Origin of the sequence: Limnohabitans sp. 2KL-51 (genome assembly GCF_003063645.1) — a bacterium.
GTDB lineage: Bacteria > Pseudomonadota > Gammaproteobacteria > Burkholderiales > Burkholderiaceae_C > Limnohabitans_A.
Window position 1 is genome coordinate 127443 of record NZ_NESJ01000012.1, and the last position, 24043, is coordinate 151485.

A 24043-nucleotide genomic window follows, 5' to 3' on the forward strand; every position below is an offset into this window, starting at 1 on the left:
GCTGAGTTGATCCATGTCCCTAGACTACGCCACCCTTGACGCCCTGCGCAGCCACCACCCGGCGTGGCGGCTGTTGCGCTCGGACCATGCGCCGCTGGTGGCCAGCTTTTTGCACCGGGTGTTCGTGGTGCCCAATGTGCGGTTGATGGCGGCGGCGGATTTGGCCGAGGCGCTGGAAGATGCCTTGTATGCCTTGCGCCTGAACTTGGGTGAAACCGCTTTCCCGAAGTCGGCGCTGGAGTATTTGAACGATTGGGCTGCGCACGACAAGGGCTGGCTGCGCAAGTTTTACCGCTCGGGCACAGACGAGGCCCAGTTCGATTTGACGCCCGCCACCGAAAAGGCCATTGCCTGGCTGGCGCAGCTGAGCGAGCGGCATTTCGTGGGCACAGAGTCGCGCTTGCTCACGCTGTTTGACCTGCTCAAACAAATGAGCGAGGGCAGCGAAGCCGACCCGGCCAAGCGCATCGCCGAGCTGCAGAAAAAGCGCGCTGAAATCGACGCCGAAATCGCCCGGGTGCAGTCGGGCGATGTGCCGCTGCTGGACGACACCGCGCTGAAGGACCGCTTTCAGCAATTCACGCAAGGTGCGCGGGAGTTGCTGACCGACTTTCGCGAGGTTGAGCACAATTTTCGCCAGTTGGACCGGCGTGTGCGCGAGCGCATCGCGCTGTGGGAGGGCAGCAAGGGCGCACTGCTCGAAGACATCATGGGCGAGCGCGATGCGATAGCCGATTCCGACCAGGGCAAGAGCTTTCGCGCCTTCTGGGATTTTTTGCTGTCCAGCCGCAGGCAAGAGGAGTTGACCGCGCTGCTCGATCGCGTGCTGGCACTGCCCGCTGTGGCCCACCTGAACCCTGACGCCCGCACCCGCCGCGTTCACTACGACTGGATGGAAGCGGGCGAACATACCCAGCGCACCGTCGCCGCCTTGTCCCAGCAATTGCGCCGTTTTCTCGATGACCAGGCCTGGCTGGAAAACCGCCGCATCATGGACATCTTGCACGGCATCGAAAGCAAGGCGCTGGCGCTGCGCGACGCGCCTGCACCCAGCAACGTGATGGAAATGGCGCAGGCCAGCGCAGACATTGCACTGCCCATGGAGCGCCCCCTGTTCACCCCAAGCGTTCAACCGGTGATTGCCGACTTGGTGTTGCAGGCGGGCGATGAAGACATCGACCCCGCTAAGCTGTTTGACCAAGTTTTTGTCGACGCGGCACGGCTGACCCGCCATATCCGCCACGCCCTGCAAGACCGCGCCCAGATCACCCTGGCCGAGCTGGTGGCCAGCCAGCCCCTGCAACAGGGCTTGGCCGAATTGGTGGCCTATCTGCAGCTGGGCAGTGCCAGCTTCAGCACCGTGGTGGACGAGGACAGGCCCGAGCCCATCCACTGGCAAACGCTGGCCACCGATGGCCAAACCATCACCCGCAGCGCCCGCCTGCCCCGCGTGATCTTCATGCGCTGAACCAGAACGCAAGAACACAAGAACAAAAAACCGAGGCCCCCAGTATGGAAGAAGAATTTTTGACCACCCCACCGACCCATCCGCAGCCGCATTCGCATTCGCTTTCACACCCCGTGGTGGCGCCCACCGCTGATTTGTCGGTATTGCTGATCAACCTGCTCAAAAGCGTGCTCTACCGCGATGCCGACGAACGCCAGTGGGCCGCCCTGCTGAACCTGCAAGCGCGGGTGCGTGATTACGTGGCGGTGCTGAACCTTGAGTTGGTGCTGGACGAGGCCGAGGGCTATGCCTTCTTGAAGAGTCGCCCCGAAGCGGCCGACGACGAAGCCGCGCCCCGCCTGCCCCGTTTGGTGGCACGCCGACCGCTGTCCTTCGCCGTGAGTTTGTTGCTGGCTTTGCTGCGCAAAAAACTCGCCGAGTTTGACGCAGGCGGCGGCCAAGACGCCCACGCGGGGCGGCTGGTGCTCTCGCGAGACGACGTGGTGGAGCTGGTGCGCGTGTTCCTGCCCGACGGCACGAACGAAACCAAGCTCATCGACCAGATCGAGACCACCATCAACAAGGTGGCCGAACTGGCGTTTTTGCACAAACTCAAACCCGCCGGTGGGGCTGCCGCCGGGCAGGCCAGTTACGAGGTGCGGCGCATTCTCAAGGCCTTTGTGGACGCCCAATGGCTGGCCGAATTCGATGCGCGCCTGGCCAGCTACCAGTCTGAGCTGGCCGGCGTGAGCGACAACAAGGAAGGGGCCCACCATGCTTGAGCCGCAATCCATGGGCTTGGACTTTTTGGACGATGACACCTTGACAGGCTTTCGGCTGACCCGGCTGGAGGTGTTCAACTGGGGCACCTTCGACAGCCGGGTGTGGACGCTGCAACTCGACGGCAAGAACGGCCTGCTCACGGGCGACATTGGCTCGGGCAAGTCCACCCTGGTCGATGCCATCACCACCTTGCTGGTGCCTGCCAACCGCATCGCCTACAACAAGGCCGCAGGTGCGGACAGCAAGGAACGCACGCTGCGCTCCTACGTGCTGGGGCACTACAAATCCGAACGCAACGAGGTCACCGGTGCAGCCAAGCCGGTGAGTCTGCGCGACCCCAACAGCTACTCGGTGATCTTGGGTGTGTTCCACAACGCAGGCTACGACCAGACGGTCACACTGGCCCAGGTGTTCTGGATGAAAGAAGCCCAAGGGCAACCCGCGCGCTTCTTTTTGGGGGCCGAGCGTGCGCTCTCGATTGCGGCGGACTTTGCCCATTTCGGCTCCGACATGGCGCAACTGCGCAAGCGGCTGCGCGGGCTGGGCGCGGAACTGCACGACAGCTTTCCGCCGTATGCGGCCTGGTTTCGCAGGCGCTTTGGCATTGAAAACGACCAGGCGCTGGAGCTGTTTCACCAAACTGTGTCGATGAAATCGGTCGGCAACCTGACGGACTTCGTGCGCAGCCACATGCTGGAGCCCTTCGAGGTGGGCCCGCGCCTGCAAGCCTTGATCGGCCATTTTGACGACCTCAACCGCGCCCACCAGGCCATCCTGAAAATCAAAGCCCAAGTGGAATTGCTCACGCCTTTGATCGCCGACTGCAGCCGCCACAGCAGCTTGGCCGCCGAGGTCGACCGCTTGCGTGCATGCCGCGACCGCCTGCGCCCCTACTTTGCGGGCCTCAAACTGGAACTGCTCGACAAACGGCTGCTCTCCCTGGCGCAAGAGTGGGCGCGCGTGGATGCACTGGTGCATAAACTGGTGGCCACGCACGAGGCACAAGGCCAGAAAGTGGATGAACTCAAGCAAGCGATCAACGACAACGGCGGCGACCGGTTGGAGCGCCTTGCCGCCGAGATTCGCCAAAAAGAGCAGTTGCGCGACACCCGCCAAACCAAGGCCCGCCGCTATGGTGAACTGGCTGCGGTGCTGGGCGAGCCCCTGGCCAGCGATGACGCCAGCTTTGCCACACAGCGCGGCCAATACCAAAGCTGGCGCGAAGAAGCACGCCAACGCGATGCCGACCTGCAAAACACCCTGACCGAACACAGCGTGACCTTGCGCCAAGGCAAGCAAGAGCACACGCAGCAAAGCCTGGAAATCGACAGCCTCAAGCGCAGGCGCAGCAACATCGACGACCAGCAAATCCAAATCCGCGCCGCCATCTGCGCGGCACTGGGCCTGAACGTGGACGACATGCCGTTTGCTGGCGAATTGATTCAGGTGCGCGACGAAGCCCGCGACTGGGAAGGCGCAGCAGAACGCTTGTTGCGCGGCTTTGGCCTGGCACTTTTGGTGCCCGATGCGCATTACAAAGCCGTGGCCGAATGGGTAGACAACGCCCACCTGCGGGGCCGCTTGGTGTACTTCCATGTGCGCGCACGCAAAACCACGGAACTGCCTGCCCTGCACCGCGACTCCTTGGTGCGCAAACTCGCCATCAAGCCCGACTCGCCCCACTACGATTGGCTGGAACGCGAACTCAGCGTCCGGTTTGACGTGGCCTGCTGCGCCACGCAAGAGCAGTTTCGCCGCGAGACCCGCGCCGTCACCCCAGCGGGCCAAATCAAAGACCCCAGTGGCCGGCATGAAAAAGACGACCGCCACCGCATTGAGGACCGCAGCCGCTACGTGCTGGGCTGGAGCAACAGCGCCAAAATTGCGGCCTTGGAGGCCAAGCGCCAGCAACTTGAAACGCGGCTCGCTGAAGTGGGCGGCCAAATTGCGGCCATCCAAACCGAACAAGCTGAACTCGACAGCCGTCTCGATGCGCTCACCCGGCTTGAAGAATTCACCGCCTTCGACGAGCTCGATTGGGCCAGCCTTGCCACTGAAATTGCCCACCTGGTGGACGAGCGCCGTCGGCTGGAGACGGCCTCAGACGTGCTCCAACAACTCAACGACAAGCTGCGCAGCGTGCAGGCGCAACTCAAGACAACCGGGGAAGAACTGCAAGGCACGCGCGACAAACGCGCCAAGGTGGAGCAGCGGCGCGCTGACGCACAAGCGCTGCACCAGCAAACCGCTGCGCTGCTGCACGCGGTGGCCATCGACGCGGCCTTGACCGCCAAGCTCGAAGCCATGCGCACCGAAGCCTTGGGGGAGCAAGCTCTCACCGTGGAGTCCTGCGACAACCGCGAGCAAGACCTGCGCGCTTGGCTGCAAGCACGCATTGACGCCGAAGACAGCAAGCTGCGGCGGCTGGCCGAGAAAATCATCAAAGCCATGGCCTCCTTCAAAGAGACCTTCAAGCTGGAAACCGCCGAGATGGATGCCAGCCTGGCAGGGGCCTTTGAATATGAAAACCTGCTCACGCAGCTCAACCGCGACGACCTGCCGCGCTTTATGTCGCGCTTCAAGGAGCTGCTCAACGTCAACACCATCAACGAAATCGCCAACTTCAACGCCCAACTGGCCCGTGAGCGCGAAACTATCAAAGAGCGCATTGCCCACATCAACCAATCGCTGGGCGAGATCGACTACAACCCAGGGCGCTTCATTCTGCTGGAATCGCAGGGCAGCCCCGACGCCGAGATCCGCGACTTCCAGCAAGAACTGCGCGCCTGCACCGAGGGCGCGGTCACCGGGTCGGACGATGCGCAGTATTCCGAGGCCAAGTTCTTGCAGGTCAAAGCCATCATCGACCGCTTCAGGGGGCGCGAAGGCTTGTCTGAACAAGATCGCCGCTGGACAGCCAAAGTCACCGACGTGCGCAACTGGTTCCTTTTTGCCGCCAGCGAGCGCTGGCGCGAGGACAACACCGAGCACGAGCATTACTCCGACTCCGGTGGCAAATCGGGCGGACAAAAGGAGAAGCTGGCCTACACCATTTTGGCGGCCAGTCTGGCCTACCAATTCGGTCTGGAATGGGGTGCGGTGCGCTCGCGCTCTTTCCGGTTTGTGGTCATTGATGAGGCCTTCGGGCGCGGCTCGGACGAGTCTGCCCAATACGGCCTCAAGCTGTTTCGCCAGCTCAACCTGCAACTGCTGATCGTCACGCCGCTGCAAAAAATCCACATCATCGAACCCTATGTCGCCAGCGTCGGCTTCGTCCACAACGAGGGTGGGCGGGCCTCGAAGCTGCGCAATTTGTCCATCGAAGAATACCGGGCGCAAAAGGCCTTGGCACCCGCCACCTTGGCACCGCCAGCCCCCAACGCCCCTCCCACCCCTTCCGCCCCTAAAGCACAGGAGCCTGCGCGGTGAGCTGGACTGGCCCAAAAGAATTAAAAGCCCAGCTGGCGCGGCTTTGGGAGCGCGGCGAACTGCTGCGCGACGCGGTCACCGGCCATGTGCGTTTTCCGTTGCGCCTGGCCATCAAACCGCCCACGTCAGCAGACATCACAGACCGCTTCAACGACGTGCGCACATGGGTGGCTGAACTGGCTGGCGAATGGGCACCGCAGGGCGCCGTGCGCGTGGAGTGGCAAACGCGCAACCACCGCGTCCAAGGCGCGCAAAGCTTACCGACCTGTGTCTGGGTGCAAACGCTGGAAGCGGCCTTGGTCTGGTTGGGCAAACGCAAAGACTGGGAGCGCTTTTCAGCGCAAGTGGCCGACACGCGGCAAAGCCACCCCGCCTTGCTGCCTTGGGTTACAAAGCAGCCCCTCCAAGCGCTGGCCCTGCACGCCGAATGGCCCCGCTTGCTGGCTGTGGTGGCCTGGCTGGTCGCGCATCCACGCCCGGGCATTTACCTGCGCCAGATGGACGTGCCCGGCGTTCACAGCAAATTCATCGAAGCCCATCGCGGCGTGCTGACCGAGTTGCTCGATCTGGCGCTGCCACTGGACGCGGTCAATCCCCACAAAACCGGCGTCAGCCAGTTTCCTGCCCGTTATGGATTTTTGCAAAAGCCAACGCGCATACGCCTGCGTGTGCTGGACCCCGCCATGGCGCTGGTGCCTGGCGTGCAATGCCCCGACGTGACGCTGGACGCCGACAGCTTCAGCCGCCTGGCGATCGGCGTGCAGCGTGTCTTCATCACCGAAAACGAAACCAACTTTCTGGCCTTTCCGCCTGTGCGACATGCCCTGGTGATTTTTGGCGCAGGCTACGGCTGGGATGCACTGGCCCGCAGCCATTGGCTCCAGCACTGCCCCATCCACTACTGGGGCGACATCGACACCCACGGCTTTGCCATTTTGGACCAGCTGCGCAGCCACTTTGACCACGTGATCTCATTCTTGATGGACCGCGCCACACTCGACGCCCACACAGCCATTTGGGGCCATGAAGACAAGCCCCTGCGCGTGGATTTGCACCGTCTCACGCCCGAGGAGCGCGCCCTGTACGACGACCTGCGCGACAACCGCATTCGCGTGGGGCTGCGCTTGGAGCAAGAGCACATCGGGTTCCACTGGTTGACGCAGCGCTTGGAGCAGATTGGGCACCAGGATGGCGCGACACCATCCCATTCAAGCCTCGTGTGATGAGCGCCTACCGTGCGGGCAAGCAGACCTGACAACCTGATCCATGGACTCCCAAAGCCTTCTCAGCAAACCCCGAATTGTTGCAATTGCCTCGCCATGATGGTGTAATTGCACCATGAAAACACCACCCCTCGCAGCCAACACCACAAGTCGCAGCGCTGCTCTCTCGACCCTTTGGGCCATGCTGGATGCGCCTGAACAAGACGATTCGCCACAAGCGAGCACACGCGTCATGGTGGGCGAGCGTCTGGCCAGCCTTTCCAGCGCAGGGGCCTGCAAGCTGCTTAAGCGCGGCATTTCCAGTCAAGCCATTGGGCCGCTTAGCGACTACCTTGGGCTGGGCAAAGGGGTGATTGCAGAGTACCTGGATCTGGACCGCAGCACCGCCAACCGCAAAGCTGCCAAAGGGCAACTGCTGCCCATCCATTCGGCTGAAAGCGTGTTGCGTTTGCTGGAACTTGGGCAAATGGCCACCGACACCTTTGAGACAGAAGACGAAGCCTCGGCTTGGTTGCGCCGCCCCCACCCCATGCTGGAGGGTGACAGCCCGCTAGAGTTGGCCAAAACCAGTTACGGCGCGCAGCGTGTGAAAGACATCCTGATTGCGATCCGTTACGGCGGTGTGGTTTGACCACCGTCTGGCGGATTGGGTTTTGCGACAACCCCGCACCGCCCTCCTCTGCCATGCTTGCCACGCTGGGTTTCGGATCAACCCTGGGCAACGGCCGCTGGCATGCCAAAGGCGCACACCAAGTGGTCTATGCGGCATCTACCCGTGCCTTGTGTCAACTGGAAAAGCGCGTCCACTGCAACGGGGCCAACCCCAAAAACCAAGCCTTGATGCAATTGGAACTGCCCAGTGACTGCTTGCTGATGGCAGCTTCTGACTGGGGATTGCCTGCCGACTGGCAAAGCAACGAAGCCGCCACACAATCCCTGGGCTTGTCCTGGCTGGCGTGCGCATCCAGCCTCGGCTTGTGGGTGCCCTCTTTCATAGAACCATCGGAATTGAATTTGCTGCTCAATCCTGCGCACCCAGACTACCGCAGGCTATTGCTCAAAATTGAGCGCCAGCCTTTCCGGTTTGACCCTCGGCTTTTTTGACTGTGCAGCGAAAAAGTCGAAGAAGGTGAATAAGGTGAAGAAGTGGATGGGGAGCGGGCTTAAGGGTGTTACCTCGGGGCGCATTGAAACAAGCCGTTAAGGCTTAAGCGCTGGCTGCTCCCAACCCGGCACATTCACGACATAGCGCGTGGCCTTGCCCAAACCCTCGATGCGCAACAAGCCGTGCGCTGCCAAATCGGCCAAATCGCGTGTGGCTGTGGCTTTCGAGATGCCAGTGATCCTGGCGTACTTATCGGTGCGCATGCCGCCCAAAAATCCGCCGCCCGAGCCCACATGCCCGGCTTCGAGCAAACGCTCCAGCACCTTGCTTTGGCGCGGGTTGATGTGGCACTGCGCTGCGCGCAATCGAAAATGCGCTTTGTCTGTCGCATCGCGCACCACAGCCTGACTGGCAATACAAGCACGGGTGAAAGCCTGCACAAACCATTGCACCCATGCTGTGACATCAATCCCTTGGGTATCCAGCGAAACACCTCGCAAGCGCTGCGCGTTGTTAAGCGCATCGTAATAAGCAGAGCGCGTTTGATGCATTTGATGCGCCAAGCCGAACACCCGCACCAGCGTGGGATTGGCCTCTGGGTCTTGCGCGTGCATGTCTTGCGCCAAAGCCATGTCTGCCAAAGCACGCCCTATGCGGCCATTGCCATCTTCAAAAGGGTGGATGGACTCAAACCACAAATGCACCAAGGCTGCGCGTGCAATACCGTTCAGCGTGGCATCCGCATTGGCGAACCAAGCCAAAAAACGATCCATCTCGGCCCCCACCCTTGCAGAGGGTGGTGCCTCGTAATGCACCACCTCACGCCCAAAAGGCCCGCTGACAATTTGCATGGCATCGGCATGGTCACGCAAGCGGCCCACAGCAATACGGACAATGCCCGACGTGCCTCCGGGAAACAACGCCGACTGCCAGCGACACAGCCTGTCCACATCCAGCGCTGCACTGTGGTTGGCCAAGGCGTCTTGCATCACCTGCACCAAACCTTCAACAGATCGGTCTGCGCCCGGCGCATCGGCCAGCGCAAGCCGGTGCGCCACCGATGACCGCAAAGACTCTAGATTGAGCTGCTGCCCCTCAATCGCGGCTGTCGCCAGCGCCTCTTGCACCCACAACTCACGCTGCACCTCATTGGCTTGCTCCAGCCCAATGGCACCCAGCAACCCCAACAACCGCCCTTGCTCTAAGCGGGCATGGTCCAGCGCAGGGGCAAGTGCCGTCGCGTCCAATGTGAGCTGCGGCCAGGCGCGGTGCTGCCAGATGTAGCGTGGCTGTATGGACGGGCTTTGGGTGGGCATGATGCGTACTTTGGTAGATACGCCTCAAATTATGAGACGTATTTAAAAAAATGCAACTCAAAACATGTCTCAGACAGAGACAAGTACTGCAGAACGATAAAGGAAAGGAACTGAACAAAGCCGCCAACCCTTTCAGGTTGGCGGCTTTGTTGTTTGCAGCGCGAAACGTTTATTTCTTGCTAGGCGGCAAGTCCGTGCAGCTGCCATGCGCCATCTCCGCCGCCATGCCAATGCTCTCGCCCAGCTTGGGTTGCAGGTGAATGGTTTTGCCATTGTCCACCGCGTCTGCTCCCATCTCAATCGCCAGCGCAATCTCGCCAATCATGTCGCCCGCGTGCGTGCCCACCCTAGCCACTTCGGGGTCGGTGTAGACCACCGATGTGAACAATTGGGCGTCGAGGGCCGACACAGTGCGTTCTTTGTCGCCTTGCAATTTGCCCGTATCTCGAACGTGACCTTGATGCCTTCAGGCATAGCGCGTGAACCAAAATTTGGGTCTTGAGCATGATGTTGTCGAAGCGCTTGGCGTTCATCTTTTGCCAGACCTTGACCAAGTCGTGGTCCGCGCCTTGCTTTGGTCCGTTCATCATTTCCACCACATCCAAGCTTGCGCCAACTTGCTCAACGACTCGCCCCTGGTCATGCTGCCGATCACGGTTTTGGATGAAACAGATTCAAGAGTTGTTCCTAAAAGTCAATTCCTGCTGACGTTTCATCAGGTGTGCGCATCAACGATGTCTTGCTCCAACTCCTTAAGCGGTGGCTCCAACCCCCTCGTCTCAATCGGGTTTGAGGTTGCGTTTTTTCACCACCTCGGACCAGCGCGCGCTTTCCGCCGTGATCCGTGCTGCGATCTGCTGCGGCGTGCCGGTTCCTGCCTCCATGCCCTGCGCCGCGAAGCGCTCGCGGGTGTCGGCGCGAGCGAGCGTGCGACCAATCTCGGCATGCAGCTTGTCCACCACCTCGCGCGACGTGGCCGCTGGCGCCATCAGCGCGTACCACGAGACCGCCTCGAAGCCAGCCAATCCCTGCTCCGCGATCGTGGGCACCTGGGGCAGTGCGGCGGATTTTTTCAGACTGGCCACTCCGATGGCGCGCAGCTTGCCAGATTGGATATGAGGGATGGCCGCAGATGTGGCGGCGAACATCATCGTCACCTGCCCGCCCAGCAGGTCATTCATCGCCGGCCCGATCCCTTTATAGGGCACGTGCACCAGCTTGACGTTGGACTCCAGTGAGAGCAGCTCGCCCGCCAGATGCGCCTGGCTGCCGGCACCGGGCGACGCAAAACTCAGACCCTCGGGCTTCTGACGCGCCAGCGCCAGCAGTTCGCGCAAGTTGGTAGCGGTCACGCCGGCATGCACCACCAGCACGTTTTCTACCGTCGCCAGCATCGACACCGGGGTGAGTTCCTTGGCCGCATATGGCAGATTCGGAAACAGCGCGGGGTTGACCACGACGTTCCCCACCGGCACCAGCCCCAGGGTATAGCCATCGGGAGCGGCCTTGGCGACCAGGTCCACCCCGATGTTCCCGGCAGCGCCCACCTTGTTCTCGACCACGCCGGGCTGCCCCAGGCTGTCGGTGATGATCTGGGCCGCCAAGCGCCCGAGTTGGTCGGCAGGGCCACCGGGGGCAAAAGGCACGATCACGCGCACCGGTTTGGTCGGCCAGGACTGGGCGGAGACGGCACCTGCGCTGAGCGCGAGTGCCACACCGGCAAAAAGAACGGGAAGCAAGCGTTTCATCAAAGTTCCTCCAAAGTATCAGGGGTCAGGGCCGCCATCTCGCGCAGCGAGCTGTAATCGGCGGGATCGGGTTGCGCAAAGCCTGCGAGCAGGATGCGGGCCCGCACAGGCTCGAGCTCGCTCGCCTGAATCGCGGCGTGCAGCGACTGGCGCAGGGCATGCAGCTGGTCGGCCGTCAGCGGCGCGCTCGCCACCAGCGGTGGGATCGGCAGCATCGGTGTCGTGGCAATCGTACGCACCTGCGCTGCAAAGTCCGGCTCGTCGTAACGCAGCAGGTCGTGGTAGTAGCTGTCCAGCGGGCCCACGTCGATCTCGCCGCGGGCCAGCGCATCGATCACGCCGCGTGCATGGATCAAGGGCCCGACCGATTGCCGATACAGGCGTCGCCGCTGCGGCGTGCGAAAAGTCTCCAGTAAGCGGTCAAAGGCCACGCCCCCCGACAGCGAATCAGCCAAGGTGTAGCCCGCTACCGCGCCGAAGGTATCAGCCAGGGTCTCAAAAGGAGAATCGCTGCGCACCACGATGTCGGTGCAATACAGCGCCCGGCCACCATAGCGTGAGGGCATAGGGATAGGCGCCACCACGATCTGCGCGCGTGGCACGCGCCGCGAAAACGGGAGGCCGCACATCATCACCAGGCCCATGTCGTCCCGTGCCCACAGCGCGTTCAGGGGCTGCGGCGCGTCGTAGTCAATCACGTCCCAATCTAGGCCCGCATCGCGCACCACCCACGCCAGCAGCGTCTTCCATGCCGCCCGCGTGCGCGGCGTGGCCGAATACATGCGTGCGTTGACAACCGGCGTCGGCATTGGAATTGGCATCTCCAGATCGGGATTCAACGAAACCGCAGCCGCTGGCCAATGTTCATCGCTTGCGCCTTGCGCAGCATCGCGGCACCCAAGGCGATGTCCGACAAGGACAAGCCGCGGTGCCAGAACAGATTGGTCTCGCTGTCGCTCTCGCGCCCCGGCTTGAGCCCCGCCACGATCTGCCCGAGCTCGGCGTGCAACGTCTGCTCGCTGAACTTGCCGCTGTCCACGTGGGCGCGCAGCGCGCCAAACGGGCCGGCCTTGGCCTGACCCCAGTCGTCCATCACCATCTTGTCCATGATGTCGGTCAGCGACAGTTCCACGGCGCTCATGGTGCCGTATGGAATCACACAGGCCCCCGGCTTGATCCATTCTGTCTTGAGCATCGGCTCGGGCTTGTCCAAGCGCGAGGCCTCAACCACGATGTCGGCGCCGCGCACGCACGACTCCCAATCCTCGGTGGCCTGCACCGGCTTGCCCAGGTCCTGCGAGAGCCGCTCTGCAAATGCGTTGCGGCTTTCGGGGCGACGCGAGTGCACACGGATCTCGTCAAAATTGAAAATCGAATCGAGCAACTTGACGTTCCAGTACGACGTCCCACGCGCTCCGATGTGCCCCAGCACCTTTGACACCTTGCGCGCCAGATACCGCGCGCCGATTGCCGTCACCGCGCCCGTGCGCATGTCGGTCAGGTCCGAAGCATCAATCACCGCAAGCGGCGCGCCAGTCTTGGGATCCATCAGATTGAGCAACGCCAGCTCCGAGGGCAGGCCCACCTGGTAATTGCGATAGAAATCACCCACCACCTTAACGCCCGCCATACCCAACGGACGGATATAGCCTCGCAGCACATTGAAGTGGCCCGGCCACTCCTTCTCTGGCACAAGGTGCATGCGTGGCTCGATGGTCGCCTGCCCCAGACCCTGGGCACGAAGCCCATCTTCCACCGCCCCGAGGATCTCCGCGTCCGTCATCGCCAGCGCCTGCACGTCGGGGTGGTTCAAATAGTGAATCCAGATTTCCTGGTTCGGGTGGGTGTTCTCGTTGGTCTCGTTCGTCGCAATTGACATGTAACCCCTGTTTGTTTTTTGGATGCGGGAAGGGCATCTCCGGTTGTGAATAAATGATACAGGTGAATACGGCATAGGGGGGCCGCGATCATCGCAGCCACCCCTGCGACACCTCCTGGCATGCGGGTCCGCACTGGGCGGTTCGAGAGCTTGAGGCCACAGCATCACACTCAGGCTAATGGATGGACATCTGAAAAAGAATTGCGCAGGTCGCTTCTCGGGCGTATATTGTTGACAATCGATCATCAGCATTCACCCATGAGCGCCCATCTCTCCACAGATGCCCCCTCCAATGTCGCTGTTTTCCAGGCGAACTGCTTGCCCAAGCACACCTTTCGACAGCACATCGCCGAAAGCTTGCGCTCGGCGATCCTTGGCGGGCAATTGGCGCCGGGTTCGCCATTGGTGGAGACCACACTGGCATCGCAGTTCAATGTGAGCCGAGGGCCACTTCGCGAGGCCATGCGCCAACTCATTGAAGAAGGGTTGCTCGTGACCGTTCCTTACACCGGAACCCACGTCATCTCGCTTTCGGTGGACGACGTCCGTGAGATCTACTCCATGCGTGTCACGCTTGAACGCTTCGCATTCGAGCACGCATGGGAAAAGCGCAACGCGGCCTTTCGCCATGAACTTCAACGACGCAACGATGTGCTGACTGAGCACATTGATGCAGGCGACGACGACGGCAGCATCCTGGCGGAGCTGGACTTCCATGGGCTGATCTATGAGACCAGTGGGCACAGGTTGCTGCAACAGACCTGGCGAAGCCTGCGTGGCAGGTTGCAGCTTTACTGGGCCGCGCATCACAGGGCCAACGCCATGCGAGGGCCCAAACGGGATTCTCACGACAGCTATATGCGGTACGCGCTGGGCGAAGACCTGCCCGCCATGCTGGCCGAGATCGCTGACCACATGAAACGTGGCGCGACCCAAACCGAAAAGTTTCTTTCTCCAATCCCAACGAACGCTGAAGCCACCCTTACCCCACGCAACCCGCCCTTGAAGGAGCATTGACATGACGATGAACCGCCGCCACACACTCACTGGCCTTGCCGCCACCGGACTGGGCCTGATGCTGGCACCCCACGCATTGGCCCAGGGCAACAGCTCGCTCGCCGCGATCAAGCAGCGACGTGTATTGCGCGTGGGCGTTACGCAGGCGCCGCCCTGGTATTCCAAGGACCCTCGCACCGGCGAATGGAGCAGTGGACTGGGTGTCTCCATGGGCAAGTCAATGGCTAACGCGCTTGGCGTGAAATTCGAAGCGGTTGAAGTGACCTGGGGTACCGCCATCGCTGCCCTGCAAAGCAACAAGATCGACATCATGTACATGATGGACGCGACGCCAGAGCGTGCCCAGGCGGTGGACTTCCCCAAAGCACCCTTGCTCTTTTATTCCCTGGCCGTGCTCGCTCGAGACGACCTGAACGTCAGTACGTGGGAAGACCTGAACCAAGCCAGCGTGCGCATTGCTGTCCCACAGGCGAGCAGCATGGACCGATTCCTGAGCGAGAACGTGGCCAAGGCCAACATCCAACGATTTCCCGGCAACCCCGAAGCCATTGCCGCCTTCCAAGCGGGTCGTGCAGATGCGGTCTGCCTGTTTCACCCACCCTTGCTGGCAGCACGCCAACGCTTGGGACGCGGCAAGATCATCGTGCCCACGCCGGCGCAGTCTCAACCTTCCAGTGCGGCCGTGCGCCGCGAAGACAACAAGGACTTCCTGGCTTTTGTGGATGACGCACTCTTGACCCACTATAAGAGTGGCCAAACGCAGAAGTGGTACGAAGAGTTCCTCGTGGGCTTTGGCCTAGACCCGAAGGCTTCACCTCCCGTGATGAAAGAGATGCTCTGAGACGCCACGCCTACCAACGCCTCAGTCAAACACGTCACACCGTCTGAACCGGGGCTTGCATGTACGAATGGGACTTTTCGCCCGTATTCATGAACGCGGATATGCTGCTTCGCGGGCTGCTCAACACACTCAAAGTCACGGGCAGCGCCCTGGCCTTTGGGATTCCCCTGGGGCTGGCCCTAGCGCTGCTGCGGCTCTCGCCGCGGCGGCTGCTCGCCTGGCCTGCAGGCTTTGTGATCGAGTTCTTTCGAACCACGCCGCCGCTCGTACAACTCTTCTGGTTTTTCTTCGCGCTGCCCATCCTCATCCAGGTCGAGATGACGCCCTATATGGCAGCTACATTGACGTTCTCCATCCAGTCTGCCGCCTTCTTTGCCGAGGTGTTTCGAGGTGGCATCGTCTCCATTGAACGTGGGCAATGGGAAGGGGCACGCGCCATCGGCATGTCCGATGCGCAGGCGATGCGCCGAATCATCCTGCCGCAGGCGGTCAAGCGGATGATTCCGGCTTTCATGGAGCGCGCGATCGAGCTGATGAAGACCACCACGTTGGTGGCCACGGTGTCGTATACAGACTTGCTGTTCCAGGCCAACGAACTGGCTCAAAAGACGTTCCGACCCCTGGAGGTCTTCACGGTAACCGCGCTGATCTACTTCGTATTCATCTTCTGCTTCAGCCTGCTCGCCCACAGACTTGAACGCCGCCTGGCCGTCAGTGGCGAAACCACCGTTCATTGAGGCGCGCCATGGACTACCCCTGGAACTTTGCCTCCGTATTTGCCAACAGCGACGCTTTGCTCGTGGGCGCAATCGGCACACTTCGCATCTTCCTCATCTGCCTAATCAGCGGATTGAGTCTGGGGCTATTTGTTGGCTTGGCGAGGTACTCGACTCGACGGGCTTTGTACATACCGGCCAGTGCATTTGTTGAGTTCTTTCGAAATACACCGGTTCTGGTGCAGATCCTCTGGTTCTACTTTGCCCTGCCCATGCTCGTGCCGTTCGAGATCTCGCCTCTGATGGCGGCTTCGCTGGGCATTTCATTGAATTCAGCCGCGTTCTCCGCCGAGATCTATCGAGGGGGTATTCAGTCCATTGACAAGGGTCAGTGGGAAGGAGCGCGAGCCTTGGGGATGACCACAGCGCAGGCCATGCGCCGGATTGTTTTGCCACAGGCGCTCAAGCGCATGCTCCCCGCCATGACCAACCGCGGCATTGAAATCTTCAAGATGTCCACACTCGCCTCCGCCGTGTCTTATGCCGAGATGCTGCAGCAAGGCAAGCTGATCGCATCATTGGATTACAACCCCATCGAGGTCTATACGGTCATCGCCCTGGCCTTCTTCGTCTTCCTATTTCCGCTGGTGCAGGCCACCTATGCGCTGGAGCGCAAGCTTCGGCGCTCCGACTGATCTCAGAACCGTACGAACCATGACCTCAACCCCCAACGAACCCCTTCTGCGCATCCGCGACCTGCGCAAACAGTTCGGGCACAACGAAGTGCTCAAGGGCATCGACTTGGACGTTTTTACGGGCGACCGCATCGCAGTTCTCGGCGCTTCGGGTTCGGGCAAAAGCACGCTGTTGCGATGCATCAACTTCATGGAAACGCCCAGCTCTGGCACGATCGAGATTGCTGGACAGGTCATCGGCACGGCTTTGCCGGAACGACCCGGCAAACAAGAACGCCGCTACACCGAGTCCGAACTGACCCGTGTGCGCCAGCGCGCCGGCATGGTGTTTCAGCAGTTCAATCTGTTTCCGCACATGAGCGCGCTGGACAACGTCGCTGAGGGCCTGCGAACCGTGCAAAAAATGTCGCGCGAAGATGCCATCCTCAAGGCGCGAGCGCAACTCGATCGGGTAGGCCTGTCAGACAAGGCGAGCGAATACCCCTCGCGCCTCTCTGGCGGCCAGAAACAGCGCGTGGCCATTGCGCGTGCGTTGGCCATGGAGCCCGAGCTGCTTCTATTCGATGAACCCACTTCTTCCCTGGATCCCGAGTTGGTCGGCGAAGTGCTCCGGGTGATACGTGCACTGGCGCAAGAGGGCCGCACCATGCTTTTGGTCACCCATGAAATCGGTTTTGCCTACCACTTCGCCAACCGCGTCCTCTTCATTGCGGACGGCCAGATCTACGAGTCGGGTACGCCAGATGAAGTCCTCAAGAACCCGCGCAAAAAGCGAACCCAGGATTTTCTGGCGCGGCATAACGAATTCAACTTCTGAGTCATAGGAAGAAACAAAAAATGAACGCGACCAGTGAAAGCGCCCAAGGCTACTTGCCCGACCCTCGAAACGAGGATGTGCTTGTCTACGTCAATGGGGAGTTCTTCCGTAGGCAAGAGGCCCGAGTATCAGTTTTCGACAGCGGCTTTGTGTTGGGAGACGGAATCTGGGAAGGGCTGCGTCTAGTCAAAGGAAAGCTCATCAGCCTGGAAGCTCACCTGGACCGGCTGTTCGAAGGTGCCTCCTCCATCGCGCTCAACATCGGCCTGACCCGCGAGCAAATTGCTGCGGCCATGTATGCCACATTGGAGCGCAATCAGATGACCGACGGCGCGCACTTGCGGCTGATGATCACGCGAGGTGTCAAGAAGACGCCGAACCAGGATCCGCGGTTTGTGATTGGCGGTGCGACGGTGGTGATCGTGGCTGAGTTCAAGACTCCTAAGCCGGAGGCACGGGCGAAGGGCTTGTCGCTTCTCACGTCGACATTTCGGACCAGCAGTCCCGATGTGTTTGACCTCAGGCTCAACTCACACAGCCGCCTCAACCTCATTCAGGCTTTGATTCAGGCCATCAACGCGGGAGCCGACGAAGCGCTGATGCTGGATCCCCGCGGCTTTGTGGCAAGTTGCAACTCGACAAATTTCTTCATCGTGCGCAAAGGTGAGTTGTGGACATCGACCAGCGCCTACAGCTTCAAGGGCATCACACAACAAAAGGTGCTGGATGTGTGGCGTGCCGATGGGCGAATCGCCAAGGAGTGTGACTTCACCCTTGCGCAGGTCTACTCGGCCGATGAGGCATTTGTCACCGGTACGCTCGGCGGCGTCACGCCGATTGTGCGCATCGATGGGCGCGCCATTGGAGATGGCAAGCCCGGGCTCCTGACAAAAGCCGCAAGCGACTTGTACCTGACTGCGGTCACAGCCTCATGAGCAGGTTGTTTGAGTGACTGTTTGGTGTCCCATGTGAACCAGTGCGGCGAGTTCGGTTGCTGCACGCCAAATTAGCGGTAGCGTTACGTGCGCGGTGGTGGCACAAGGGCCGTGAGCGTGATCTTGTCAACCTTATGTCCGCCTTACTGCCGCGCTTGTCAAAAATCGGCTCGCCTTGCTGATGGCACAGAGGTAGGCCAACTCGCTGGCCGACTTGCGCAGCCGCTCACTCGCAAACGCAGGCCAAGCGCAGTTGACCTTTAAACAGGTCAACTTTTTAGCGGGTGGCAAATCCGTGCAGCTGCCATGAGCCTCCTCCACCGCTATGCAGATGCTCCCAGCGTGGTCTGGGAGTGGATGGTTTTTCCGATATCCACGGCGTCTGCGCCGTTCTCAATCGCCAGAACGATCTCGCCCATCATGTCGTATTCAAAAAACGAGTCATTTGCACGGGACAAAGCCGATTTAAAAATGGCGGGTTGTCAAGCGGATCTATTGCTCGTTTCAGAGGCGACCTCCAAGCCCAAGGTGCAAACCAAGGAGCGGCTCTCGCCCGGCGCCAGGCTGAGCAGCTTTTGTGCAGTCGCTGTGTAAAGCAAAGCGCCAGGCAATGCGTTGATCGGCTCCACGCAAACATGGCTGAACCCCAATGGGGTGTGAATCAGCAAATGAGATGCATGTTGGCTGCGAAGCGCCAATTGCCAGTCCCGGTTCAATGGCAGCTTGATTTGGCCGGAGTAATTCTCATAGGCAACGGTGCCTGCTTGCTCTAAAGGCAAGGGAAAGGTTTGCATCGGACCTTGGGGCATTCCAGCTTCAGCACGGCCTAAACCGTCCAATCCAATCACGTGTTGTCGTTGTGCGTGAACGCGCCATGCCTCAGTTGTTTTGGGTGTTGCCGCTGCGTAGGGCAAAAAAGGGTGCCAACCCAAGCTCAAGGGCATGGCCTCTGCAGAGGTGTTGCAGACGGAAACTTGAACAGTCAATTCCCCCTCACTGAGCTGGTACACCAAGCGGGCCTCAAATGACCACGGCCATTCGGCATCTGCGCCAACGTGCCCCATGTGCAGTTCTGCGCTGCTGCTGGTGGTCTGCATCAGTTGCCAAGGTCGGCGATGTCCAAAGCCGTGCAATCCCTGCTGGGTCGGTGAAGCGTTGTCGAGTGTGATGTCTTTGCCAAGCCACATGAACTGCGCTGGCGCCAGTCGGTTGGTGAAGGGCAACATCACAAAAGCGCCCGCTTTGGGCCAGTCATGCGGGTGAAAGGGCTCTTCGCTGCGCCAAGGCACGATGCAATCGATAGGCGGTTGACCGTCTGTGTAAGTCAAGGAAAGCAGGCGCCCTCCAGCGGACGGCGAAATTTCTGCAACGTAATGACCCGCCTGAATGCGAACCGTGGGGCAAACGGCCAAAGGCGGCATGCGCAAATGGCTCAATCTGCTTTGGCGCCAGAGAATTCGACAGCCTCTTTCCATTTGACGAACTGACTGTCCATGAACTGCCTGAACTCTGGGACCGTGGTGGGCCGAGGCTCAACATCCATAGCCGCCATGCCTTGACGCACGGCTGGATCGGCCAATGCGGCCATGACATCTTGGTTGATCTTGTTGATGAGTTCAGCGGGTGTTCCAGCGGGGGCGTGCAAGCCGCACCAGCCGGAGGCGTCAAAGTCCAAAATCCCTAACTCTTGCAGGGTTGGGATGTTGGGCAACAAAGCTGAGCGGGTCTTTCCTGTGGTGACCAGTGGAAAGACCCTGCCCGAGTTCAGATGGGGGCTGGCATCGCCCATGCCTGCCAACATGACTTTGACGTGACCCGCCAGCAAGTCGTTCATGGCGGGTGCGCCGCCCTTGTAAGGAATGTGGTTAAGGTTCAATTTGAGCTTGCTTTTCAACAGCTCCACACCCAAATGTTGCGCGGTGCCGCTGCCCGCTGAGGCATAAGCCAGCGGATCTTTGGGGTTTTTGGCCACGGCAATGAAGTCATTCAATGATCTGGCTGGAAAGGATTCGTGCACCAACAGCACGCTGGCAAAGCTGGAAATCTGTGCAACGGGTACAAAGTCCTTTTTGGTGTCAAAAGGCAAGGTTTTGAACAGGCTGGGATTGATGCCAAATGGCCCGGCAGACACCAGCAAGGTGTAGCCGTCAGGGTTGGCTTTGGCCACATAAGCTGAGGCAATATTGCCTGAAGCGCCAACCCTGTTTTCAACCACCACGCCGTTCTTCCACTTGAGTTGCAACTGCTTGGCCAGCAAACGTACGGTTTTATCTGTGGCACCACCTGCTGGGGTGGCCACAACCAAAGTGATCGGTTTGTTGGGGAAGTCGGTTTGCGACCAAGCCCCGAAAATTGGGCTCATCAAAATTAAAAACGCCGTCAGGAATTTCATCGTTCAGTCCTTTTCAAGTTGAGTAAAGAGGTCACGCGGCCAGCGCAAGCCGCTCGAAATATTCAGCCGGTGCATGTTGAATTTTCATTTGTTCTATCGCCAATTGGTGCATCCGCGCTTGGATGAGGGGGTCCGTCAACGGTGTTTTTTGCAAAGGATCTGTTTGCAAATCAAACACCGCAGAGACGGTGTCTTTCAAGGTGCCAGGCCCTTGGTGGTTGTAGAAAGGCGATTTGGGCGTCGCAGGGATTTTCATCACCGGAGCGGCCCTCGAAAAGGGCATTGAAGGCACCAGTTGCGCTTGCTGCAACTCGTCAATGCTGAAAAACTCTTTCATGTGCATGGGCATCAAGGTGTACTGATTCAAATTGCCCCCATGCACATCGGGCGGATAAATGAAGCTGGTGTATCGCCCGTCGGTCACATTCACAGCGCTGCCAAAAACCCCGTAAATACAGGCTTCACGGTTGCTCAACTGCGCGTCAGCCAAGGCGGGTAGCAAAGAATGGGCTGACACCTCGGGTGGTAACGGTGCACCATAAATGTCCATCAGCGTGGGCATGATGTCCATGGTTTGGGTGAGCAATTGCCTTCGGGTGCCAGCTTGCGCCACATGCTTGGGGTGATGAATGAACAACGGAATATGCGCCACTTCGTCGTAGCAAGGCATGATGTTTTTCGCCCACCAATCGTGCTCACCCAACAAAAATCCGTGATCAGTGGTGACGATCAAGGCCGTGTCTTTCCACAAATCATGGGCATCAAAATGGTCCAATAAACGCCCCAACTCGTGGTCACACAGCGCGATGATGGCGGCGTAGTTGGCGCGCAACTCTTCGCATTCATCAAAGGTCTCGGTCACGCGCGCATAAGGCGGCCAGTCCAGTGTGGGACCCTTGTAATTTGTGGAAAAAGCTTGCCGAAACTCTTTGGGTGCGTGGAAAGGCTCATGCGGATCAAACGTTTCCAGGTGCAACAACCATTGGTCTGCGCTTTGGTTGGTGTTGAGAAAATCCAAGCCGGAATCAAAGCACCTGACCGATGGGAAGTCCGGGTATTCCTTGATGTGTTCGCGGTTGATCATGTTGCGCGACAACTTGTTGCGCCGCTGCTCTGAATACTGAACAGGGTGATACATCTCTTTGAAGCGTTTCCATGGCGGATCCACCATCGCTTTCCAAGGGTCACCTTCTTGACCACGAATGAAGTCGTAGGTGTCGTACCGGTTGTGGTACGTGGCACCGCCATCTCCCCAGTAATGGAAGTGGTCTGAAATCAAATGGCTGTAGACATTGTGTTTGTGCAGCAACGCTGCAAAAGAATGGTCAAACGGCTCCAGCGGCCCCCACCCCCGGTGTAAAAAGTTCAGTCGACCCGTGTGCAAGTCACGCCGCGCGGGCATGCATGGCAAGCTGCCCACGTAATGGTTGTCAAACACCACAGAACGGCCGGCCAAGCGTTGGAAATTGGGTGTGGCGATGTCTTTGCCGCCATAGCAACTCAAGGCTTTGCGATTGAGCGAGTCAAACAAAACGAAAACAGTTTTCATGGGCAATGGGTCTCAGGGGCAACTTGTGGTCCATGCTAATCAACTTCAATCCATGCTACAAATCGATTTTTATGAAGAATTATTCGATTTAAATGAATTACTTTAACCCCCGGCATTTACAAGCCTTTGTCAGCGCCATCGAAACCGGCTCCATGGTCAAAGCGGCCCGTGAGTTGCACATGGGTCAACCGGCATTCAGTCAGGCCATTGCTAACTTAGAAACCATCGCTGGCGTCAAACTCATGACGCGCACCACCCGCTCCCTCCAACTGACACCCGCGGGTGTCGTGTTTTTCAGGGATGCACAGCGGGTGCTGGAAATGAACAAACGCTTGCTGCACAACACACGACAGTGGGCAAATGGCCAGCACGGCAGTGTGAGCGTGCTCAGCATCCCCTCTGTCGCGCATCTGCTGCTTCCAATGGTGGTGAAATCGTATGGCGACTTGCATCCAGAGGTCGAGATTCAAGTGCATGACCATGCCGACCCCCAACTGCGCTTATTGATGCAATCGGGTGAAGGCGATTTCGCTATTTTTTCGAATGCTCAAAAAGGCGACAGCTTCAAGAACTTGCCCATACTGAAAGACCGTTTGCGGTGGGTCGGTTGCAGCTCAGCCCCGTTGGCACAACAACCACAAATTCACTTAAAAGATTTGCAGCGTCAACAGTTCATCGTGATGCGTCGTGGAGCTATCAGAGACATGGTCAACCCCCTGCTCGACAAGATTCAAAGTCCTGTGCCGCTGATCGAAGTCGATCAGCAATCCACCTTGGTGGGCATGATCGCAGCAGGTTTGGGGATGACGTTTTTACCCAGCTTGAGTTGTCAGTCCTCGACCCATACCCAAACCACACACAGGGCATTGGATTTTGGCGATTTTCATCGCGCCATTCAAATCTCACGCTCTACTGCGCGCGATCTGATGCCATGTGCCCGCGCATTTTTGCGCCTGTTCATTGCACAGTTACAAGCAGGTCATTTTCAACTTCAGGAGGGTGTGGAGTTGTTGACCTTGAGAGAACCTGAAGTTGAAGAATTTCTGACATGATTGGCCCGCTCGTAATCGGCAAAAAGCCCGGACAGTTTTTCGTCCTGACCTTTGGTGTTCCAGTCACTGAAAGCGCTTACTTCTTGCTAGGCGGCAAGTCCGTGCAACTGCCGTGCGCCACCTCCGCCGCCGTGCCAATGCTTTCGCCCAGTGTGGGGTGCGGATTGATCGTCTTGCTGATGTCCACAGCGTCTGCGCCCCTCTGAATCGCCAGCGCAATCTCGCCCATCATGTCGCCCGCGTGCGTGCCCACCATGCCAACGCCGAGGATCTTGCAGGCAAGGCGCGTGCTGACACGGTCTTGTTCTTGACCAGCGTGCTTGGACGGAATTTAAATTACTCAATACATTGAGCAAATCAAAATGACCATCGAACGCGAAGCACTTGCACCTCTGGTTGCCCGACTCAAAGAGCCGCGTCTGTTTCTACAGGTGGTCGCTGGCCCACACCAAGTGGGAAAAACCACACTGGTGCGCCAGGCACTGGAGCGCTTGCAACGGGACACTCAAGACAAGCCAAGCACCATCCTCAAAGCCCAGCACAGTGCCAGTGCCGATGGCCCCGGTCTGCAAGGCCAAGTCAGGCTGGGTACCCAATGGCAAGTGGACCGAAGAAGTCAAACGCCTGTGTGACGAAGACACCGCCGCGGGTCGCGATGTACGTGTGGTCATCCTCGGCTCTGCGCCGTTGCTTATCGCGCGGGGCTTGAGCGAAAGCATGGCCGGGCGTTTTGAGATCACCCGCCTGGGCCACTGGCGCTTCGCCGAAATGCGCGACGCCTTTAGCTTTAGCCTGGAGCAGTTCATCTTTTATGGCGGCTACCCCGGCGCAGCCCCCTTGGTGCACGATGAAAACCGATGGACCTCCTACGTAAGCGACGCTTTGATCAGCCTGGGGGCTCGGGTGAATCGTCAAACAGCAGTTTGGTCAAGGCATCAAAGCGGCCGTTGGCGATGGCGCGGCCTGAGACGGCCCAAGGGAACATGCCCTTTTTCAGCTTAATGCCTTGCGCTTTGGCCCGGGTCTAGGTCAAGCCCCAATACGTACCCCATCTGCCATTTGTAATGAAGACATGTGAAATGTACCGAATCAGCGGGGA

Annotated in this window: 21 protein-coding genes and 3 pseudogenes; 15 read left to right on the top strand and 9 right to left on the bottom strand. The window is 59.5% G+C overall.

The genetic code is table 11. From position 1 onward, the window contains the following. Window positions 1–13: 13 nt before the first annotated feature. The 6 genes from B9Z49_RS13945 (at window position 14) to B9Z49_RS13970 (ending at window position 7986) form a co-directional block, all read left to right on the top strand. Window positions 14–1468 (top strand): DUF3375 domain-containing protein, encoded by a 1455-nt coding sequence (locus B9Z49_RS13945; RefSeq protein ID WP_108354038.1) that lies wholly within the window; start codon window positions 14–16, stop codon window positions 1466–1468. Window positions 1469–1512: 44 nt separating this feature from the next. Beyond that, window positions 1513–2229, top strand: a complete 717-nt coding sequence (locus B9Z49_RS13950; protein ID WP_108354039.1) for a DUF4194 domain-containing protein — start codon at window positions 1513–1515, stop codon at window positions 2227–2229. Next, window positions 2222–5659 (top strand): ATP-binding protein, encoded by a 3438-nt coding sequence (locus B9Z49_RS13955; protein ID WP_108354040.1) that lies wholly within the window; start codon window positions 2222–2224, stop codon window positions 5657–5659. Before B9Z49_RS13950 ends, B9Z49_RS13955 begins: the two co-directional genes overlap by 8 nt. Continuing rightward, window positions 5656–6882, top strand: coding sequence for a DUF3322 domain-containing protein (locus B9Z49_RS13960; RefSeq protein WP_108354041.1), 1227 nt, complete (start codon window positions 5656–5658; stop codon window positions 6880–6882). The genes B9Z49_RS13955 and B9Z49_RS13960 overlap by 4 nt, the downstream gene beginning before the upstream one ends. Before the next feature lie 115 nt (window positions 6883–6997). Then, on the top strand, window positions 6998–7513 hold the full coding sequence (locus B9Z49_RS13965) for an antitoxin Xre/MbcA/ParS toxin-binding domain-containing protein (RefSeq protein WP_108354042.1): 516 nt from the start codon (window positions 6998–7000) through the stop codon (window positions 7511–7513). After that, entirely contained in the window at window positions 7510–7986 is a 477-nt protein-coding gene (locus B9Z49_RS13970; protein ID WP_108354043.1) for an RES family NAD+ phosphorylase, read from the top strand. The genes B9Z49_RS13965 and B9Z49_RS13970 overlap by 4 nt, the downstream gene beginning before the upstream one ends. Before the next feature lie 96 nt (window positions 7987–8082). Here the strand turns inward: B9Z49_RS13970 and B9Z49_RS13975 are convergent, their stop codons facing one another. From B9Z49_RS13975 to B9Z49_RS13995, 5 genes and pseudogenes are all read right to left on the bottom strand, one after another. Further along, window positions 8083–9303, bottom strand: a complete 1221-nt coding sequence (locus B9Z49_RS13975; RefSeq protein WP_108354044.1) for a Fic family protein — start codon at window positions 9301–9303, stop codon at window positions 8083–8085. Between the two features lie 169 nt (window positions 9304–9472). Then, window positions 9473–9944: pseudogene (locus tag B9Z49_RS22260) on the bottom strand (hypothetical protein); the annotation flags it as partial. 138 nt (window positions 9945–10082) lie between these two features. Further along, window positions 10083–11051 carry a tripartite tricarboxylate transporter substrate binding protein gene (locus B9Z49_RS13985; protein WP_108354045.1) on the bottom strand — a complete coding sequence of 323 codons (969 nt, stop codon included), beginning with the start codon at window positions 11049–11051 and terminating at the stop codon, window positions 10083–10085. After that, window positions 11051–11890, bottom strand: coding sequence for a phosphate/phosphite/phosphonate ABC transporter substrate-binding protein (locus B9Z49_RS13990; RefSeq protein ID WP_233254631.1), 840 nt, complete (start codon window positions 11888–11890; stop codon window positions 11051–11053). The genes B9Z49_RS13985 and B9Z49_RS13990 overlap by 1 nt, the downstream gene beginning before the upstream one ends. Beyond that, window positions 11887–12930, bottom strand: coding sequence for an ornithine cyclodeaminase family protein (locus B9Z49_RS13995; protein ID WP_108354047.1), 1044 nt, complete (start codon window positions 12928–12930; stop codon window positions 11887–11889). Before B9Z49_RS13995 ends, B9Z49_RS13990 begins: the two co-directional genes overlap by 4 nt. Window positions 12931–13188: 258 nt before the next feature. Between B9Z49_RS13995 and B9Z49_RS14000 the strand changes: the two genes are divergently transcribed. From B9Z49_RS14000 to B9Z49_RS14025, 6 genes are all read left to right on the top strand, one after another. Continuing rightward, entirely contained in the window at window positions 13189–13947 is a 759-nt protein-coding gene (locus tag B9Z49_RS14000) for a GntR family transcriptional regulator (protein WP_108354048.1), read from the top strand. Window position 13948: 1 nt separating this feature from the next. After that, the gene (locus B9Z49_RS14005; RefSeq protein ID WP_199225061.1) at window positions 13949–14788 is read left to right on the top strand and encodes a transporter substrate-binding domain-containing protein; all 840 of its coding nucleotides are present in this window, start codon (window positions 13949–13951) and stop codon (window positions 14786–14788) included. Between the two features lie 59 nt (window positions 14789–14847). Beyond that, window positions 14848–15525, top strand: coding sequence for an amino acid ABC transporter permease (locus tag B9Z49_RS14010; protein WP_108354049.1), 678 nt, complete (start codon window positions 14848–14850; stop codon window positions 15523–15525). An 8-nt stretch (window positions 15526–15533) separates the two neighbouring features. After that, complete coding sequence (locus B9Z49_RS14015) at window positions 15534–16199, top strand: amino acid ABC transporter permease (protein ID WP_108354050.1); 666 nt, start codon at window positions 15534–15536, stop codon at window positions 16197–16199. Between the two features lie 19 nt (window positions 16200–16218). Beyond that, complete coding sequence (locus B9Z49_RS14020) at window positions 16219–17016, top strand: amino acid ABC transporter ATP-binding protein (RefSeq protein WP_108354051.1); 798 nt, start codon at window positions 16219–16221, stop codon at window positions 17014–17016. Between the two features lie 77 nt (window positions 17017–17093). Continuing rightward, entirely contained in the window at window positions 17094–17951 is an 858-nt protein-coding gene (locus tag B9Z49_RS14025; RefSeq protein ID WP_233254632.1) for an aminotransferase class IV, read from the top strand. A gap of 482 nt (window positions 17952–18433) precedes the next feature. Here the strand turns inward: B9Z49_RS14025 and B9Z49_RS14030 are convergent, their stop codons facing one another. From B9Z49_RS14030 to B9Z49_RS14040, 3 genes are read right to left on the bottom strand one after another with little or no spacing between them, the layout of a single operon-like run. Then, complete coding sequence (locus tag B9Z49_RS14030) at window positions 18434–19426, bottom strand: hypothetical protein (protein WP_108354053.1); 993 nt, start codon at window positions 19424–19426, stop codon at window positions 18434–18436. Continuing rightward, window positions 19384–20343 carry a tripartite tricarboxylate transporter substrate binding protein gene (locus B9Z49_RS14035; RefSeq protein ID WP_108354054.1) on the bottom strand — a complete coding sequence of 320 codons (960 nt, stop codon included), beginning with the start codon at window positions 20341–20343 and terminating at the stop codon, window positions 19384–19386. The genes B9Z49_RS14030 and B9Z49_RS14035 overlap by 43 nt, the downstream gene beginning before the upstream one ends. A gap of 31 nt (window positions 20344–20374) precedes the next feature. Beyond that, window positions 20375–21892 carry a sulfatase gene (locus tag B9Z49_RS14040; protein ID WP_108354055.1) on the bottom strand — a complete coding sequence of 506 codons (1518 nt, stop codon included), beginning with the start codon at window positions 21890–21892 and terminating at the stop codon, window positions 20375–20377. A gap of 92 nt (window positions 21893–21984) precedes the next feature. Here B9Z49_RS14040 and B9Z49_RS22570 point away from each other — a divergent pair. Both B9Z49_RS22570 and B9Z49_RS14045 read left to right on the top strand, forming a co-directional pair. Further along, a pseudogene (locus tag B9Z49_RS22570) lies at window positions 21985–22164 on the top strand (LysR family transcriptional regulator); the annotation flags it as partial. A gap of 48 nt (window positions 22165–22212) precedes the next feature. Continuing rightward, window positions 22213–22944 (top strand): LysR substrate-binding domain-containing protein, encoded by a 732-nt coding sequence (locus B9Z49_RS14045; protein ID WP_233254633.1) that lies wholly within the window; start codon window positions 22213–22215, stop codon window positions 22942–22944. Window positions 22945–23020: 76 nt separating this feature from the next. Here the strand turns inward: B9Z49_RS14045 and B9Z49_RS14050 are convergent. Further along, window positions 23021–23218, bottom strand: a pseudogene (locus B9Z49_RS14050) (dihydrolipoyl dehydrogenase); the annotation flags it as partial. 88 nt (window positions 23219–23306) lie between these two features. Between B9Z49_RS14050 and B9Z49_RS14055 the strand changes: the two are divergent. Beyond that, complete coding sequence (locus B9Z49_RS14055; RefSeq protein WP_108354057.1) at window positions 23307–23576, top strand: ATP-binding protein; 270 nt, start codon at window positions 23307–23309, stop codon at window positions 23574–23576. Window positions 23577–24043: the final 467 nt, after the last annotated feature.

What these genes read in the sequence shown, in the direction of transcription:
- B9Z49_RS13945 (WP_108354038.1), top strand. Translation starts at nt 14, where the DNA reads ATGTCCCTAGACTACGCCACCCTTGACGCCCTGCGCAGCCACCACCCG.
- B9Z49_RS13950 (WP_108354039.1), top strand. Translation starts at nt 1,513, where the DNA reads ATGGAAGAAGAATTTTTGACCACCCCACCGACCCATCCGCAGCCGCAT.
- B9Z49_RS13955 (WP_108354040.1), top strand. Translation starts at nt 2,222, where the DNA reads ATGCTTGAGCCGCAATCCATGGGCTTGGACTTTTTGGACGATGACACC.
- B9Z49_RS13965 (WP_108354042.1), top strand. Translation starts at nt 6,998, where the DNA reads ATGAAAACACCACCCCTCGCAGCCAACACCACAAGTCGCAGCGCTGCT.
- B9Z49_RS13975 (WP_108354044.1), bottom strand. Translation starts at nt 9,303, where the DNA reads ATGCCCACCCAAAGCCCGTCCATACAGCCACGCTACATCTGGCAGCAC.
- B9Z49_RS13985 (WP_108354045.1), bottom strand. Translation starts at nt 11,051, where the DNA reads ATGAAACGCTTGCTTCCCGTTCTTTTTGCCGGTGTGGCACTCGCGCTC.
- B9Z49_RS13995 (WP_108354047.1), bottom strand. Translation starts at nt 12,930, where the DNA reads ATGTCAATTGCGACGAACGAGACCAACGAGAACACCCACCCGAACCAG.
- B9Z49_RS14000 (WP_108354048.1), top strand. Translation starts at nt 13,189, where the DNA reads ATGAGCGCCCATCTCTCCACAGATGCCCCCTCCAATGTCGCTGTTTTC.
- B9Z49_RS14005 (WP_199225061.1), top strand. Translation starts at nt 13,949, where the DNA reads ATGACGATGAACCGCCGCCACACACTCACTGGCCTTGCCGCCACCGGA.
- B9Z49_RS14010 (WP_108354049.1), top strand. Translation starts at nt 14,848, where the DNA reads ATGTACGAATGGGACTTTTCGCCCGTATTCATGAACGCGGATATGCTG.
- B9Z49_RS14015 (WP_108354050.1), top strand. Translation starts at nt 15,534, where the DNA reads ATGGACTACCCCTGGAACTTTGCCTCCGTATTTGCCAACAGCGACGCT.
- B9Z49_RS14020 (WP_108354051.1), top strand. Translation starts at nt 16,219, where the DNA reads ATGACCTCAACCCCCAACGAACCCCTTCTGCGCATCCGCGACCTGCGC.
- B9Z49_RS14030 (WP_108354053.1), bottom strand. Translation starts at nt 19,426, where the DNA reads ATGGAAAGAGGCTGTCGAATTCTCTGGCGCCAAAGCAGATTGAGCCAT.
- B9Z49_RS14035 (WP_108354054.1), bottom strand. Translation starts at nt 20,343, where the DNA reads ATGAAATTCCTGACGGCGTTTTTAATTTTGATGAGCCCAATTTTCGGG.
- B9Z49_RS14040 (WP_108354055.1), bottom strand. Translation starts at nt 21,892, where the DNA reads ATGAAAACTGTTTTCGTTTTGTTTGACTCGCTCAATCGCAAAGCCTTG.
- B9Z49_RS14045 (WP_233254633.1), top strand. Translation starts at nt 22,213, where the DNA reads ATGAACAAACGCTTGCTGCACAACACACGACAGTGGGCAAATGGCCAG.
- B9Z49_RS14055 (WP_108354057.1), top strand. Translation starts at nt 23,307, where the DNA reads ATGACCATCGAACGCGAAGCACTTGCACCTCTGGTTGCCCGACTCAAA.